This window comes from Candidatus Kryptonium thompsonii (assembly GCF_001535985.1).
GTDB lineage: Bacteria > Bacteroidota > Ignavibacteria > Kryptoniales > Kryptoniaceae > Kryptonium > Kryptonium thompsonii.
The window spans coordinates 1-15,721 of record NZ_CZVS01000047.1 but is presented as its reverse complement, the minus strand read 5'-3'; the positions used below and the strand labels follow the sequence as shown (position 1 = coordinate 15,721).

The following is a 15,721-nucleotide window of genomic DNA, read 5'->3' as shown; positions in this document are numbered from 1 at the left end:
CAAGCAACGCTTCATTTCTCACTTCAACCTGATCTGAAGATATAAATTCGAGGGGCTTTCCAGCAAATTCAATTTTTGCAATTTTATCCCGAAGCTCCACTATCACCCTTTCAGCTGTTTTCTTTCCAACCCCCGGGATCGATACAAGCGTTGATACATCACCTTGAACAATTGAGTTTTTCAGCTCCTCAACGCTCATCCCTGACATTATCGCCTGCGCCATCTTCGGACCTATACCGGACACAGAAATTAACAATTTAAAAAACTCCCTTTCTTCAACGCTTGAGAAACCATATAGAAACATTTCTTCATCCTTGACGATAAGATAAGTGTAAAGTTTCACATTTGAACCAACATCGCCAATTTTATCATAAACTGTAACAGGAATGTAAACTAAATAACTTACTCCTCCAACATCGATCACAACTTCTGTTGGAGACTTGCTGACAACTTTACCTTCAAGCGCAAATATCATTTCTTTTTGCGTTTTAATTTCACATTCATATCATCCGATAAAAATTCAGGATGTGCCTTCAAAAAAGCTTTCCAATCTCTGTATCTTGCTTGTTCTGGAACAAGCGTTCTATTGATATGGCATATTGCTACCGCAAGCGCATCAGAGACATCGTAGAATTCAGGGGATTTTTTTAAACCAAGAATTGCTCTGACCATGAATTGAACTTGTTCCTTCGTTGCATTTCCTTTACCAACAACCGCTTTTTTAATCTCGCGCGGTGTATACTCAAAAACAGATATACCAGAATTTACCGCCGAAAGTATCACAACAGCACGCACATGACCTATTTTAAAAGCAGATTGAAAATTTTTACCATAAAAAGCTGTCTCAATGGATAGCTCAGTTGGATGATATAAGTTTATTATCCGGCTTATCTCATCGTAAATTTTTTTTAACTTAATGTGAAAAATATCTTCTTCGTCAACTTTTATAATGCCATAATCGACGGCAACCAATTTCGTTCTATCAGGTTTTCCATCATGCTCCTCAACTTCAACAATCCCATAGCCAGTTATATTACTTCCAGGGTCAACGCCGAGAACTCTCATTTTAATCTTTACCTGTGATAAATTAAATTTTAAGCTCCGATTTGCTTACTATATTCAGCAAGGACAGCATCGTCAATTTCAAAGTTAGAATACACATTCTGAACATCATCGTGATCTTCTAATGCTTCAAGCAATTTCAAAAGGGTTTGCGCGTCTTTCCCTTCAACTTTGACAGTTGTTTTAGGCAACATTCTGACTTTTGCGTCATCGATCTTTATATTATTCTTTTCAAGTGCTTCTCTTACCTGTTCAAGATTTTCAGGAGCGGTGATAACCTCAAAGAAGGTATCATAGGTTTTCAAATCGTCTGCTCCCGCCTCAAGTATAATTGCAAGAATTGTATCCTCATCATATTCCTTAGGAATTTGAATAACTCCCTTCCTTTCAAATATCCACGCAACTGAACCAGCCTCACCCAAACTTCCATTATGTCTGCTAAGTATGTTTCTTATCTCTGCAACGGTTCTATTTTTATTGTCCGTTGTCGATTCAATGTAAAGCGCAACGCCTCCTGGACCATAACCTTCATAAACCACTTCTTCATAGGTAACTCCCGGAAGTTCTCCAGTTCCCCTTTTAATCGCCCTTTCAATATTCTCCCAAGGCATGTTAGCTGCCTTGGCATTTTGAATAGCTATACGCAACCTGGGATTCGTATCGGGATTTCCACCACCTTGCTTTGCCGCAACGGTTATCTCTTTAATGAGCTTGGTGAAAAGTTTGCCTTTCTTAGCATCAACTACTGCCTTCTTATGTCTTATTTGATGCCATTTTGAATGACCTGACATATTTCAACACCTCCTAAGTTTTTACTTTAAATCTTTAACTTTAAACTGTATCACTGTTTGCCCATTCCAACTTCCTTCATCAAAGGTAAACACAACACTTGCTTTACCTTTACTGACCACCTCATCATAAAGATTTCCAAGTCCATAACCAACTGCATCAATCGTAAAACTATTCACCTTAATTTTAAACTTTAAATGATTATTTCCAAAAATTTTAACATCCCAGATGGGGATATCGGCAGCAAGAAAAACTGGTTCATAATTTCCCGGACCATACGGCTCAAAATTTTTTATTATCGCCCAATATTCTGGAATAGAAATTTCGTTTATATCCACTTCAGCATCGATGTAAATCTCGCGGGTTAACATGTCATCGTCTATGACAGTGTCAGCAAATTTATTGATTGCATTTTTAAAATCAATAAGTTTTTCCGGGTCCAAAATCATACCGGCAGCGTGTTTATGCCCGCCGAATTGAATAAGCGTATTTTCACACTTTTTCAGAGCATTATAAATATCAAAATTTGGGATACTTCTTGCTGAACCCTTTAACACACCATCTGCATAAGTTAAAAGTATCGTTGGCCTGTGATACCTCTCAACTATTTTTGAAGCCACAATCCCTATAACTCCTTGATGCCAATTTTCATTATATAAAACTAAAACCTTGTCCTTTTCGTAAATCTTCTCTTCTTCAATAATCTTAATTGCTTCTTCAAAAGCTTTCCTATCAAGTGATTGCCTCCTTTCATTCTCAAGGTGAAGCTGTTCAGCCCAGTAAGATGCGGAACTATAATCATTGCTTATCAAAAACTCAACTGCTCTCGTTGCATCCCCAAGTCGTCCAACAGCGTTAATCCTCGGACCTATGACGAAACCAATGTGCCATGTGTTAATTTTTTTATTTCTCAGACCTGCCTTTTCAAGTAAAGCAAGAAACGAAACTCTCGGATTTGACGAATTTAAAAGTTCAAGACCATGCTTCACAAGAATTCTATTTTCATCAATAAGTGGCACTATATCTGCGGACGCAGCCACGGCCACATAGTCAAGATATTGAAATGGATCGATATTATCCAAAGAAAGTTTTTTTTGAAGTGCTTGAATAAGTTTAAAAGCAACGCCACACCCCGATAAATACTTAAATGGATAGTTGCAGGTTTCCTTTAAAGGGTTAAGCACTGCAAATGCCTCGGGTATCTGTTCTCCGGGTTCATGATGATCGCATATTATAACATCAATCCCAAGACTTTGGGCAAGTTTTACCTCATTTATAGCGGTTATCCCACAATCAACCGCTATCATTACATTTGCACCTTTCTGGTATGCTTTTTCAATTCCACTTCTTGAAATGCCATAACCCTCTTTGAATCTGTCCGGAATATAAACTTCTACATTCGCCCCAAGTTCTTTTAAAAAAAGATAAAGCATTGACGCCCCCGTGGTTCCATCAACATCATAATCTCCATAGATTAAAAATTTTTCTTTATGCAAAATTGCTTTGCCAATCCTATCAACTGCTTTATCCATATCCTCCATTAAAAATGGGTCATACAAATCCTCTAAACTTGGGTTAAAAAACTTATTCATTTTTTCAACTGAATCAATGCCCCTTGATACTAAGACTTTGGCAATTGGCTCTGGAATTTTAGCCCCATTGGCAAGTTCATAAACCTTGGCATAATTTTTTACCTCTACTACTTTCCATCTATTCGTCAACTTTTGCACCGAAGTTTATTTTTATTTTCAAAAAACTGGTGTGGGTCTATAAGCCAAATTCTGTCCCTCCCATCCTTTAAGATGGGAAGTGGCAGTTATTTCTCTTATGCGACCCACCCGAGAGTCCTTTGCTCCTTAGGGAGCAAAGCCGAGACGGGCAATCTCGGCTCCGTTCATTACTGAACAGAGGTCCTCTCCTATTTGGTCTTGCTTCATAAGGGGTTTGCCCTGCTCCCGATATCACTATCGGGACGGTGGGCTCTTACCCCACCTTTTCACCCTTACCCCAACCTAAAAGGTTGGGGCGGTATGTTTTCTGTGGCACTTTCCATTTCCAGCGGATTTAGCCACTGGAATTTCCGATTGCTCGGAACTTACCGCCCTAAGAAGTTTGGACTTTCCTCCCTTCCGTCATCAACGACGGAAGAGCAACTGCCCGACCCACACCAGGTTACTTAATGCTCACTTTAATACTATTCATCGCATCGTTATAGATCTCGCTCGAGATCAAAATCCTACCACACGATTCACAAGTATAAATCTTATTATTTTGCCATATCTCAACAACACGCTGAGCGGGAATCTTAGCGCCACAACCTCCGCACGTCTCATTATTAACTGGAACAACCGCTAACGTCCCAAGTGAATCCCTTACCCTTTGATATCTCCTCAAAAGTATCGCATCAACATCTTTTACAAATTTCTCGCGAATTTTAAAAAGCTTCTGCTCCTCATCTTTTATCTCAGCGTCGATCTCCTCAAGTTCCAATTGTTTTTGTTCAAGCTCCTCGCGTAACTTCTTAAGCTCCTTCTCGTAGTCCTTTATCGTTTCTTCAAGCTCGCCTTGTTGCTTAACAAATTGCCCTCTTCTTTCCGTAAGCTCTTCTATCCTCTCGTTCGCCTCCCCAATCTGCTTTTGAAGAGCATCATATTCGCGATTTGACTTAACCTGAGTTAGCTGCTTCTTCCACTTTTTTATATTCTCCTTAAGCATACTTATGTCAGAATCCACACTATCAATTGCTTCAATCACATTCTTAAGTGAATCTTTCGCCCGCCTTAGTTCCTCCTCAATCCTTTCGACTTCTTCGCTCAACGAAGAAATTTCCGCTGGCAGATCGCCACGCCTTCCCGCTATTTCATCAAGCTTACTATCAATTATTTGAAGCCGGTAAAGTGCGATAAGTTTACTTTTCAATACCACAACCTCTTTAATTAATTTTTTTATTATTAATAAAAAAGTGCACCCTTTCGAGTGCACTTTCTATAAGTTCCATAATCTTGCACGCCAACACAACTGAGGTAAACCCTCCTATTTTTTCCGGCTCAGCCTCCAAAATTAACTTTCAAAAGTTGTTTTTCTTTATCTTTGTTTTAAAAATATACCAATTAAAATTCAAAAAAACAAATTTTTCTCATGGCCTAAATCGAGAATTCCCTCAACAGGCGCTCTAATTTAACATTCGTCATCCCGTTCTTCAAGGCAATTCTTTGTCGCGCCGGTGGATTTGAAAGATAATCAGAAATAACACTGCTTATCCTTTCTTCATAACTTGAAATATGCTCATTAATGTAAAATATACCTACCGGAATCTTATCGCCCCACTCAAGCGATTTTTCAACAACTTGAACGAATTTAGAATTTAATTCATCAGGATCATCGCTGCGAACATAAGGATCATAACCTGTATCTTCAAGTTTGTAAATTCTTGGGATAGATTTTCCTGTCTTAGGATCAATCCTATCCTTTCCAGAATACCAATCCTTCGTGTTTATATCATTGTATGTCGGACAAGGCTGTAACACATCGATAAAGGCTAACCCTTTGTGAAGGACCGCTTTTTTAATTATTTCTTTAAGATGCTTGACATCGTAAGAATAAGCCCTCGCAATAAAGGTATAACCTGAAACAAGAGCCAGGGCAATTGGATTTACTGCGTCATTTATATTCGGCTTCGGGAGAGATTTTGTTTTAACACCAAGCTTTAAAGTTGGGGATGCTTGCCCTTTTGTCAAGCCATAAACAGCATTGTTATAAACAATATATGTCAAACCGACATTTCTTCGCCCAGCACTTACAAAATGCCCAACCCCTATGCCAAGCCCATCTCCATCGCCCCCGACAACTATTACATTTAAATCAGGGTTCGCAAGTTTCGCACCAATTGCAAAAGGAACAGCCCTGCCATGCAATGTGTGAATCCCATAAACATTTATAAAATGCGGTGTTTTCCCTGAACAGCCTATCCCTGAAAAAACCACAGCTTTGTGCCTTGGTATACCAAGCTCAAATAAAGCCATTTGAACCGACTGAAGTATACCGAAATCACCGCAACCGGGGCACCAATCGTTGTGAACATCTGTTTTGTAATCATCAAGAGTTAATTTTTTGACTTCATCTATTTTAATCGCCATTGTTCAGCACCTGTATTTTGTTTGCTTTGTTTTCAAAAATTAATTTTAAAGCCATGTAAACCTCGCTTAAAGACATTGGCCTGCCATTGTATTTTAAAATGTAATAATCTATATCTCTTAAAATCTCTCGCTTAACAATTGAACCAAACTGCGCCGTCTTATTGTGCTCAATGTCAATCAAAAACCTCGCATCGCCGATAAGCTCACTTACCCTATCACTCGGGAATGGATGAAGCAATTTAACCTGAACGAACTTTAATTTATATCCATCCTTTTTAAGCATATCCATTGCATCAAGTATCACACCTTTTGTTGAACCCCAACTCAACACAACATAATCAGCGTCATCATCACCATAAAAAAGTGCCTTGTCCTCATCATCAATTTCCTGCAAAGCAAGCTCAAGTTTTTTCATTCGCTTATCAACCATCATTGTTCTAACCTCGTGATCTTCAGTGATATGCCCAAGCTCATCATGCTCGTCACCAGTGTTCCAAAAAACTACATTCTCTGTTCCAAGCTTAACCCTTGGAGAAACACCAGTCTCAGTAAACTTGAACCTCTTGTAAACGCCATCTACAAACGTTTCAACAAGCTCACCTCTATCTATTTTTACCTTGGACAAATCAAATTTTTTAACGGTCATGATCGAATTAGCCATCCCTTTATCAATTAGATGTATAACCGGGGTTTGATACCTTTCGGCAAAATTAAAAACTTTTGCTACATCATAAAATACTTCCTCAACATCACCAGAAGCATATACAATTCTTGGAAATTCACCATGCCCTGCATAAACCGCGAAAAGAAGGTCTTCTTGACTATGCCTTGTCGGTAAGCCAGTTGAAGGTCCACCTCTCTGATAAAGCGTAACAACAACGGGAACCTCGTTCATCCCCGCCCATCCTAAACCCTCTGCCATGAGCGAAAATCCGGGTCCAGAAGTTGCAGTTGAAGCCCTAACTCCGGCAAGTCCAGCTCCGATCGCCATAGCTATAGCTGCAATCTCATCCTCGGTTTGAACGACAACGATTGAACCTTTTTCAAGCTCGCCATTTTCTCCGATAATTTCAAATACGGCGTTATCTTCAAGATAAACGCTCTCGTCGGAAGCCGGTGTTATAGGATAATACGACTGAAACCTACATCCGCCCGCAATTTTCCCAAGCGCAGATGCCTGATAACCCTGAATGATTATTCTACCATCTTCACTTTTACTTACTGGCTCAAGCTTATAACTTGTTCTTTCGAAATTCTCAAGAACATATTTATAAACATATTTCGCAGCTTCGATATTTAACTTAGCAACCTTCTCCTTCGCTTTGAATACATAGTTTATTGCCCTCTCAATGGGTGCAAAATCATATTGAAGAAGCGCAAATGAACTTGCCACAGCCATAACATTTATCATTACATCCATCCTCGCTATTCGCGGATCACCAAGTTCTTCAGCAAGACCCTCAAGCAACTTAACATACGGAATACCGTAAGTAAGTATGCCATTCCTTGAAGCATACTCAATCACATCTTTCACGCTATAACCAACACCATTCTCAGAAAGAAATGATTTAATCCTTCGGTTAGCCTGTTTATCTATTGTTGGAATTTTATCGACTGTTATGCCCTCTTGATTCACATCGTAAATAATCACACCTCCTGGAACAACTTTATGCACATGCCTAAACAAAGTTTCGGGATCAAATGTAACAAGAAAATCTATCTCATCAAGATGAGATCTTATCGGTTTTGAATCAACTCTTACAACATAATTGCTATGCTCACCTTTAATGTTTGAATGATATTCCCTTTTCCCAAATACATGAAGCCCACCATAGGCACAGGCTCTTGAAAATATATTCGCCCCCGAATCAACTCCGCTTCCTTGTGGTCCGCCGATCATCCATGAAAGCTGATTTATCTTCATCTTCGTTTTTTCTCCAATTTAATTTTAGATTTAGACATATTCTAAACAAATATAACAAATAGACACAATCCAAAGTTTCAAAGCAACAATCCAATCTTAACCCGTCGTACTTCTAACCTTAAGTCTATCCTTAAAAGGCTCTTCCCTGTCCGAAAAATCTGGACGATAAAAATCTGGAGATTCATCAAAATCTTGAATCCAACCATTTTCAAAGCCAAACTTATCAAGAAGTTCAAGAACAGCAATGTATTCACTAAACATTATCTTCCGTGATATCAATGGATATTGAAAAGCTTTATTTGTTGGATAATACTGAGACATAATGCTCAGCGCTACATCTTTCCCCAACTCTTCGGCAATCCATCTCAACGATTCTTCACTTCCTGCGATGTCATTCGGTAAAATTAAATGCCTTATTATCAAACCCCGTTTTAAAACACCATCCTCAACGACAAGATCGCTTCCAACCTGACGAAACATTTCCTTTATCGCCATCCTTGAAAACTTAACATAGTTCGGTATCTTTGAATACTTCCACGCCATCTCATCACTGCTATACTTTATATCTGGAAGATAAATATCAATTATACCTTCAAGCAGCCTTAAAACCTCAACCGAATCATATGCGTTCGTGTTATATACAAGTGGTAATCTCAAACCATTTTCAACGGCGATATAAAGTGCTTTAACAATCTGCGGAACAAAATGAGTTGGTGAAACAAGCCCAATGTTGTGACATCCCTTGTCCTGAAGTTCAAGCATTATCTCAGCAAGCCGTTCAAATGTAACCTCATTTTTTATCTCAACTTTCCAATTCTGACTTATTTGATAATTTTGACAATACACACACCGTAAATTGCAGTTACCAAAAAATATATTGCCAGCCCCGTTCACACCAACAAGTATAGGTTCCTCACCAAAATGCGGAACATAGGCTGAAACAATTGGTTTATACCTAGAGTAACACCTTCCGATCTCATCCCTCAATCTATTAACACCACAATTATGTGGACATATATTGCACTTCTCAAGCATTGACTCAAGTATTTCAACTCGCCTTTTTAACTCACCTGTTTTATATAACTTAACATAAGACGGAACAAACATATGCACTTCGCACTTAATTTTTAAATTCTCGCAAATCTTCTGGCTGTGTTAATAGTCAAAAACTCTTTCATATTTTCAATTATATAGCCGATTTCATCTCTAAGTTCAAGATAATACAGAAGTTCGCTTTCTCTTTTTCTCAGTTCCTCTTCGCTCTGTGGTCTCTTATCTGTCCCTTCCTCCCTATAAGATTGCTCAATCATATCATTGAAAAACTGTCTTCGCCCTGTCTTTAAAACATTTACCTGAATTTCTGTCAATTGAATTACATCTGAAATCAACTCATAAATTTCATATATGCTCGATGCAGTTGGATTTCCTCTTAAAATTTTTAAAAGCAATTCAAACTTTTCAAGTGACGCATCACCTTGATTCGAAACATAGACAAGGTATGCCTTTAAAAACTCCTCACGCCACTCCTCCTTCCAAAATTCATCTCGCAAAATTGCCTTAACCTCATCGCTTTTATCCTTAAATGTGGTTTCAATCATCTTTGAAAATTCTTTCGATGGTTTGCAATCAAGATTTAAAAGCTTGACATATCTTTTTAAATTTACACTGTTAAGCGGAATTGAAAACCTTTTCTCATAAAATTCATCCCCGTTCCTCAAAACCACATATAAATTTGCCTTTAAATTTCTCTTTTCAAGTTCCCTCACGATTTCATCAATCCCATCTTTGTCAACTTCAATTTCATCAAGAATTTTTGAAAACATCGCTTTATCTTGAACCTTTGGCGTGAAAATCGGCGAAAAAAGAATATCAATCTCGTAATCCTCAAGATTTGCGATCTCCTCAGCGAAAAATTTATCAATTTGATCAAGCGTATATGAATAGTGAGATAGAATGTTATCCAGCACTTGCTCTGTAATTTGTCTCGGCTTCGTCAATTCTGCCTCTATCATATCAATCAATCTCTGTCTCATTTCTACTCCAAAGTTAGTTTTAAATTGTTAAGCTCATAGATCACAGCCAAGATTTCATTTCTGATTTTTTCCTTCATGTTCTCATCGGTTATCTTATTTCCGTTGAAATCAAGGACATAAAACGAGTCAACAATGCCATCCGTTCGAGTTGCAATTTTTGCGAAATAAATATTCAACCCCAATTCCGAAATTTTTCGCGAAACCTTATATAAAAAACCAAGCGAATCTGGAGCGAAGACATCAATTATCGTATAATCTTTCGAATCCTCAAATTCAACCGCTATCTTAACATTTTTTCTGACGTTCTCAATTTTTCTCTTCCACCTTCTCCTATGTTTTTCAAAAAGTTCGTCAAAATTTATCCTGTCGTAGAAAACATCTTCGAGATCTTGCTTAATTTTTTCACATTGCCCTGCAGTGAGCTCATCACCCGATATGTAATCAAAAACCCTAAACTTATCAATTACAATCCCATCCTTTCGCGTAAATATCTTAGCGTCAAATATATTCGCATCATTTGCGGATAAAACCCCACAAATCTTAGCAAGGACGAAAGGAGCATCCCTCGTTATCACGGTCACCTCAGTATACCCATCCTTATGGGAAAAGATAACATCAACTTTTTTACCGCCGTATTCGGAAATCGACCTTATATGCTCACCTATCTCAATATCAGAGAAAACATTCAAATAAGAGCCATCCTCGATCAAACTTTCAAAATGATTTTCGACCATCTCGCGAGATATTTTCTCAGAGAGAGATAAAATGATCGACTCAATTCTCCTGTTTGCCCTTTCCTCAATCATTAGATAAACTTCTTCAAGCGTCAATCTATTTTCAACTATTGGCTCGGCAAAAAGATATAGTTCCTCAAGAAGCTGGGATTTCCAACTTGTCCATACCTCTGGATTAACAGCAGAAAGATCTGCATAGGTCAAAATGTAAAGCATATCAAATTGTTCCTTCGTTTTAAAGTTCGAAGCAAAATGATATAATGTTTCAGGCTCATAAAAATTCCGTCTAAATGCAACTTGCTCCATTAAAAGATGATTTTTAACAAGAAAACAGACATCATCAACAGCATCAAAATTTATCCGCATCAAAAAATCTCTCGCAAGCTCTGCTCCGATGTCGCTATGTCCCTCAACCTTAACAGCTTTGCCAGCGTCGTGAAATAAAATAGCCAAATAAAGAATGTCCCTCCTTTCAAGGTTTCTAAAGATCTCGCCAAGCCTTGAATCCGCATCGCCAAGCCTTTCTGCATTTTCAACAGCTTTTAAAGTGTGCTCGTCAACTGTGAAATAATGATAACGATTGTGCTGATATAAACCGGTCAATTTACCAAACTCAGGAATATATCTTCCCAAGATCTCAAATTCATGCATCAGTTTAAGTGCCGAAGCCACCCCAGATTTAGAGTTCAAAATTTCAAGAAAAATTTTGTTTACCTCCACATCATTTGTAAAACTAACCTTACTTGCACTATTTATAATTGTTCGCTTCAAATTTTCATCAAAATCTGCACCAGTTTTACATTTATACAAGAAAGCCCTAAAAATTTCCTCCGTCGTCAAAAACTCTCTATATGAGTTAAGAGCTATCGCACGCCCATCATAAATTGAAAAATTTTGATCAAGCAATTCAACTTCACCTGTCCACCCAGGTTTGAAACGTTCCTCAAAACCCATCACAAAAATTTTATTAAACATTAAAATCTCCCTCGCCCTCAAATAATAATCACGCATAAAAATTTCAACCGCTTTTTTATCAAACTCATCACGATACCCAAGCTCAAGTGCAACCCTCTCTTTAATATTAAAATCAAGCACATCTGTAATCCCCTCCGTGACAAGGTGAAGCATTATCCTCGTCCACAACAGAAATTCAAAAGCATCGACAACTGCAAAAAACTTCTCTTCGGAGATCATGCTCTTCTCAAACATCAACTCAAGCATTCCTTTACACATCGACTGATCATCTCGCAAATTCCAAAAGTCGGGATCGGTGCTTTTCAAAAGCCATAACAATGTATGTAAATCCCTTAATCCCCCCGCACTTTTCTTAATATTAGGTTCAAGAAGATTTGATGTATCCCCATACTTTTGATGCCTCAGTTTGTTTCCATCAATTATTGCCTTGATAAAGTCAAGCGAACCTCCGCCAAGCGATTTCTCCTTCAACCTCCGAACGAAGAAATCGTATAAATTTTTATCCCCGCAAATAAATCTCGACTCAAGAAGGGACGCCCACGATTCTATATCGGACTCCAAAAGTTCAAGACATTCATCAATGCTTCTGTAGCTATGCCCAATGTTGAAATTAACATCCCACAAATGCTGGAAAAATTCAACGGCGAAGCTCTCAATTTTTTTATCCTTCGACTCAGCTAAAAACATTATATCGACATCTGACTTCGGGCAAAGCTCAACCCGTCCATATCCCCCCGTTGCAATAATGGCAAAAGATTCATTAAAACCAAGCTCATCACATAATGAAATGATAAAAGAATCAAGCCCTTGGGTCAGCGTCTTGGTTATCTCAAATGCACTTTTCCCTTCTCTGCGAAATTTTTTAATTTCCTCAAAATTTATCTTAAATTCGGGCTTAACCCGCACTGTTTCATTTTTTTAATTTTTAAACTTTTAAACCTAAATTTAATCAAAAAGTCTTTACTAATATGCCAAAAGAAATAAAACTTTGCAAAATTTCGGAAGTTAAACCAGGAAAAGCAAAGTCATTTAAAATAGATCAACAAGAAATTGCCATTGTAAATTTAAACTCAGAATTTTTTGCCTTGTCAAACATATGCCCACACCAGCATACAAAGATAGTAAATGGAACAGATGCTATAATCGAAGCCGAAAAAATAATCTGCCCAATGCACGGATGGACATTCGAGATAAAAACAGGTAAACCAGTCTATGGTTCAGGAAGATTGAAAACTTTTGAAGTTTTAATTAAAAATGACGAGATATGGATAAAAATTGAAGATGAACAAACATGAGCTGACACAAGAAATAAAACGGAAAGCAATTGAAATTGGCTTTTCAAAAGTTGGAATTGCAAGGGTTGAAGAACTTGAACAGGAAAGCGTCAAACTTTCAAACTGGCTTGAAAGGAAATTTCACGCCGATATGAACTGGATGGGAAAAAATTTTGACAAAAGAACAAATCCAAAAGAAATTTTACCTGAAGCAAAGTCGATCATTTCAGTAGCCCTCAATTATTTTCAAAAAATTCCGCCCGCTGAACCTCACCAAGGACGAATTTCAATTTACGCACTTGGTCAAGATTATCACATTATCTTAAAATTGAAACTTGAAAAATTACTCGACTTTATTCGTCAAATTGTCCCAGATGTAAAAGCGAAAATTTATGTTGACACTGGACCTGTGATGGAAAAAGTTTGGGCTATGAGAGCGGGACTTGGCTGGATTGGTAAACATACAAATCTGATAACAAGAGAATTTGGTTCATGGGTTTTTCTCGGTGAGATAATCTGTGACCTCGAACTCATTTATGATGAACCAATAGCCGACTTCTGCGGAAAATGTACAAGATGCATTGACGCATGTCCAACTGAAGCGATAGTTGAGCCCTATGTTCTCGATTCGAACAAATGCATTTCATACTGGACGATTGAGTATAAAGGTGATCTCTTCCCAGAGCACATAGCGAATAAATTTGAAAATTTAATCTTTGGTTGTGATATTTGCCAAGAAGTTTGCCCATGGAATTTGAAATTTCAAAAGGAGACAAACATCACCGAATTCAAAGCTTTCGATCATAACATTAATCCAGACTTGTTTGAACTTTCAAAATTAAACGAAGAAAGTTTTAAATCACTTTACAAATTAAGTCCGATAAAAAGAGCAAAATTTCATGGCTTTATGCGAAATGTAAAAAATGCAATTAAAAATCTGGCTTTGCAAAAACTTTTAAATCTTGATTTCAAATGCGCTATATTTGACCTTGATGGTGTGATAGCAGATACTTTTAAACTGCATCGTCAATCGTGGGGTGAAATATGCGCAAGGTTTGGATATAGTTTAAGCGATGAAGAGTTTAAAAAGATCATCTTTGGAAGAAGGGGTGAGGAAAGCGCCAAAATTTTATTCAATGGGAAAATAACAGAGGAAGAAGCAAGATATATTGGAATTGAGGTCGATAGAATTTTCAGGAAGATAGCGGTTGGGAATTTGAAAACTGTTGATGGAGTGATTGAGTTTATAAGGATTTTGAAAGAAAATAGTATAAAAATCGCCCTTGCAACATCAGCACCCGATGAAAATGTTGAACTTATATTTAGCGAACTAAACCTACATGGTCTTTTTGATGTTGTTGTTACATCAAAGGATGTTAAACATGGAAAACCAGCACCCGATATTTTTATTCTTGCAGGGCAAAAACTCGGGTGCAAGCCTCGAGAATGCATTGTCTTTGAAGATTCAATCGCTGGTTTAATTGCTGCCAAAAACGCAGATATGCTTGCTGTTGGAGTTGAAACTACTCTGGATAAAAATGAGTTAATGAATTACGCGGATGTTTCAATAAAAAACTTCAATGAAGTTTTAAGAAATTTAAAACTAAATAAAAAAGTGAACAATGCAACCAATTGAACACAGAAAGCTTATCATCATTGGCTCTGGTCCTGCTGGATTAACAGCGGCGATATACGCAGCTCGTGCTGATCTTCAACCTCTTGTATTTGAAGGCTCTCAACCCGGTGGACAGCTTATGCTCACAACCGAAGTCGAAAACTTCCCAGGATTTCCAAAAGGAATTCAAGGACCAGAATTAATGCAACTTATGAGAGAACAAGCGGAAAGATTTGGGGCAAAACTTGAAATGCTTGATGTAACGAAGGTTGATTTTTCGACAAGACCTTTTAAAATATGGGCTGATGAAGACCTCTACACTGCTGATGCAGTCATAATTGCAACAGGTGCCTCAGCAAAATGGTTGGGGCTTGAATCAGAACAAAAATTAAGAGGATATGGTGTATCAGCTTGTGCAACCTGCGATGGATTTTTCTTCAAAGATAAAGAAGTGGTTGTCGTTGGGGGCGGAGATACGGCTATGGAAGAAGCTTTATTTTTAACGAGATATGCAAGCAAGGTGACCATTGTGCACAGGAGGGATAAGCTAAGAGCTTCAAAGATTATGCAAGATAGAGCGATGAAAAACCCAAAGATAAACTTTATTTGGAACTCCGTGGTTGAGGAGGTTTACGATGTAAACCAAAAGAAAGTGACAGGGGTAAGGTTAAAAAATGTTTTAACGGGCGAAACGATGGACTATAAATGCGATGGTTTATTTATAGCAATTGGACACCAGCCCAATACAGAAATCTTTAAAGGTCAAATTGAGATGGACGAGGTTGGTTATATAATTACGAAGCCAGGTTCGACAGCGACAAGTGTACCTGGTGTATTCGCAGCTGGGGATGTTGCAGATAAAGTATATCGCCAGGCAGTAACTGCAGCAGGGACAGGGTGTATGGCTGCCTTGGACGCCGCAAGATACCTTGAATCCTTGCACGATTGATCCCCTCTGGTTTTGTTGGGGCTCTTTCAAAGGCTTGGGGCGGGCTTTTAAAGCCCGCTTTTATTTGTTTAATTTAAAATTTTTATTATCTTGAATTTGAAAACCCAAATAAAACGCCGTTTTAAACATGGATTATCGAGATTTTGAAGACAGAGACGACTTTGAAGAGTTCCAGGAAAAGGAAAAAATCCAAAGCAAAATAAAGAAATATGAAGAATTTTTGAAAAATA

General features: G+C 37.9%; 13 protein-coding genes and 1 other RNA gene. 3 read left to right on the top strand and 11 right to left on the bottom strand.

Annotated elements, in window-relative coordinates:
- From ruvA to glnD, 11 genes are all read right to left on the bottom strand, one after another.
- Window positions 1-475 (bottom strand): Holliday junction branch migration protein RuvA (gene ruvA, locus AWW78_RS07410; protein WP_047134742.1); only part of this gene is annotated, 475 nt, incomplete at its 3' end.
- Window positions 472-1,065, bottom strand: a complete 594-nt coding sequence (gene ruvC, locus AWW78_RS07405; RefSeq protein ID WP_047134741.1) for a crossover junction endodeoxyribonuclease RuvC — start codon at window positions 1,063-1,065, stop codon at window positions 472-474. The genes ruvC and ruvA, both read right to left, overlap by 4 nt.
- 29 nt (window positions 1,066-1,094) lie before the next feature.
- Window positions 1,095-1,853, bottom strand: a complete 759-nt coding sequence (locus tag AWW78_RS07400; protein ID WP_047134740.1) for a YebC/PmpR family DNA-binding transcriptional regulator — start codon at window positions 1,851-1,853, stop codon at window positions 1,095-1,097.
- A gap of 21 nt (window positions 1,854-1,874) precedes the next feature.
- Window positions 1,875-3,581, bottom strand: a complete 1,707-nt coding sequence (recJ, locus tag AWW78_RS07395) for a single-stranded-DNA-specific exonuclease RecJ (protein WP_082349093.1) — start codon at window positions 3,579-3,581, stop codon at window positions 1,875-1,877.
- A gap of 24 nt (window positions 3,582-3,605) precedes the next feature.
- Window positions 3,606-4,020: RNase P RNA component class A (gene rnpB / locus AWW78_RS07390), an RNA gene on the bottom strand.
- A gap of 3 nt (window positions 4,021-4,023) precedes the next feature.
- Complete coding sequence (locus tag AWW78_RS07385) at window positions 4,024-4,770, bottom strand: zinc ribbon domain-containing protein (protein ID WP_159421214.1); 747 nt, start codon at window positions 4,768-4,770, stop codon at window positions 4,024-4,026.
- A 224-nt stretch (window positions 4,771-4,994) separates the two neighbouring features.
- The gene (locus AWW78_RS07380; protein WP_047134737.1) at window positions 4,995-5,987 is read right to left on the bottom strand and encodes a 2-oxoacid:ferredoxin oxidoreductase subunit beta; all 993 of its coding nucleotides are present in this window, start codon (window positions 5,985-5,987) and stop codon (window positions 4,995-4,997) included.
- Window positions 5,977-7,911 (bottom strand): 2-oxoacid:ferredoxin oxidoreductase subunit alpha, encoded by a 1,935-nt coding sequence (locus tag AWW78_RS07375; protein ID WP_047134736.1) that lies wholly within the window; start codon window positions 7,909-7,911, stop codon window positions 5,977-5,979. Before AWW78_RS07375 ends, AWW78_RS07380 begins: the two co-directional genes overlap by 11 nt.
- Window positions 7,912-8,007: 96 nt before the next feature.
- Complete coding sequence (locus AWW78_RS07370) at window positions 8,008-9,018, bottom strand: radical SAM protein (protein ID WP_047134735.1); 1,011 nt, start codon at window positions 9,016-9,018, stop codon at window positions 8,008-8,010.
- 20 nt (window positions 9,019-9,038) lie between these two features.
- Window positions 9,039-9,944 (bottom strand): hypothetical protein, encoded by a 906-nt coding sequence (locus tag AWW78_RS07365; protein ID WP_047134734.1) that lies wholly within the window; start codon window positions 9,942-9,944, stop codon window positions 9,039-9,041.
- 2 nt (window positions 9,945-9,946) lie between these two features.
- The gene (glnD, locus tag AWW78_RS07360) at window positions 9,947-12,559 is read right to left on the bottom strand and encodes a [protein-PII] uridylyltransferase (protein WP_047134733.1); all 2,613 of its coding nucleotides are present in this window, start codon (window positions 12,557-12,559) and stop codon (window positions 9,947-9,949) included.
- 62 nt (window positions 12,560-12,621) lie between these two features.
- On the opposite strand from glnD, the gene AWW78_RS07355 reads away from it, so the two are divergent.
- Genes AWW78_RS07355 through trxB form a run of 3 tightly spaced genes read left to right on the top strand, consistent with a single transcriptional unit; the run spans window position 12,622 to window position 15,491 of the window.
- Window positions 12,622-12,948: a Rieske (2Fe-2S) protein gene (locus AWW78_RS07355; protein ID WP_047134732.1), complete on the top strand. Its 327-nt coding sequence runs from the start codon at window positions 12,622-12,624 to the stop codon at window positions 12,946-12,948.
- Window positions 12,935-14,563, top strand: a complete 1,629-nt coding sequence (queG, locus tag AWW78_RS07350) for a tRNA epoxyqueuosine(34) reductase QueG (RefSeq protein WP_075426191.1) — start codon at window positions 12,935-12,937, stop codon at window positions 14,561-14,563. Before AWW78_RS07355 ends, queG begins: the two co-directional genes overlap by 14 nt.
- Window positions 14,550-15,491 (top strand): thioredoxin-disulfide reductase, encoded by a 942-nt coding sequence (trxB, locus tag AWW78_RS07345; RefSeq protein WP_047134731.1) that lies wholly within the window; start codon window positions 14,550-14,552, stop codon window positions 15,489-15,491. The genes queG and trxB overlap by 14 nt, the downstream gene beginning before the upstream one ends.
- The last annotated feature ends 230 nt before the right edge of the window (window positions 15,492-15,721 follow it).

Bases quoted from the DNA above. Each gene is read 5' to 3' on its own strand.
- ruvC (WP_047134741.1), bottom strand. From the start codon at position 1,065: ATGAGAGTTCTCGGCGTTGACCCTGGAAGTAATATAACTGGCTATGGG.
- AWW78_RS07380 (WP_047134737.1), bottom strand. From the start codon at position 5,987: ATGGCGATTAAAATAGATGAAGTCAAAAAATTAACTCTTGATGATTAC.
- AWW78_RS07370 (WP_047134735.1), bottom strand. From the start codon at position 9,018: ATGTTTGTTCCGTCTTATGTTAAGTTATATAAAACAGGTGAGTTAAAA.
- trxB (WP_047134731.1), top strand. From the start codon at position 14,550: ATGCAACCAATTGAACACAGAAAGCTTATCATCATTGGCTCTGGTCCT.
- AWW78_RS07355 (WP_047134732.1), top strand. From the start codon at position 12,622: ATGCCAAAAGAAATAAAACTTTGCAAAATTTCGGAAGTTAAACCAGGA.
- AWW78_RS07400 (WP_047134740.1), bottom strand. From the start codon at position 1,853: ATGTCAGGTCATTCAAAATGGCATCAAATAAGACATAAGAAGGCAGTA.
- queG (WP_075426191.1), top strand. From the start codon at position 12,935: ATGAACAAACATGAGCTGACACAAGAAATAAAACGGAAAGCAATTGAA.
- AWW78_RS07375 (WP_047134736.1), bottom strand. From the start codon at position 7,911: ATGAAGATAAATCAGCTTTCATGGATGATCGGCGGACCACAAGGAAGC.
- AWW78_RS07365 (WP_047134734.1), bottom strand. From the start codon at position 9,944: ATGAGACAGAGATTGATTGATATGATAGAGGCAGAATTGACGAAGCCG.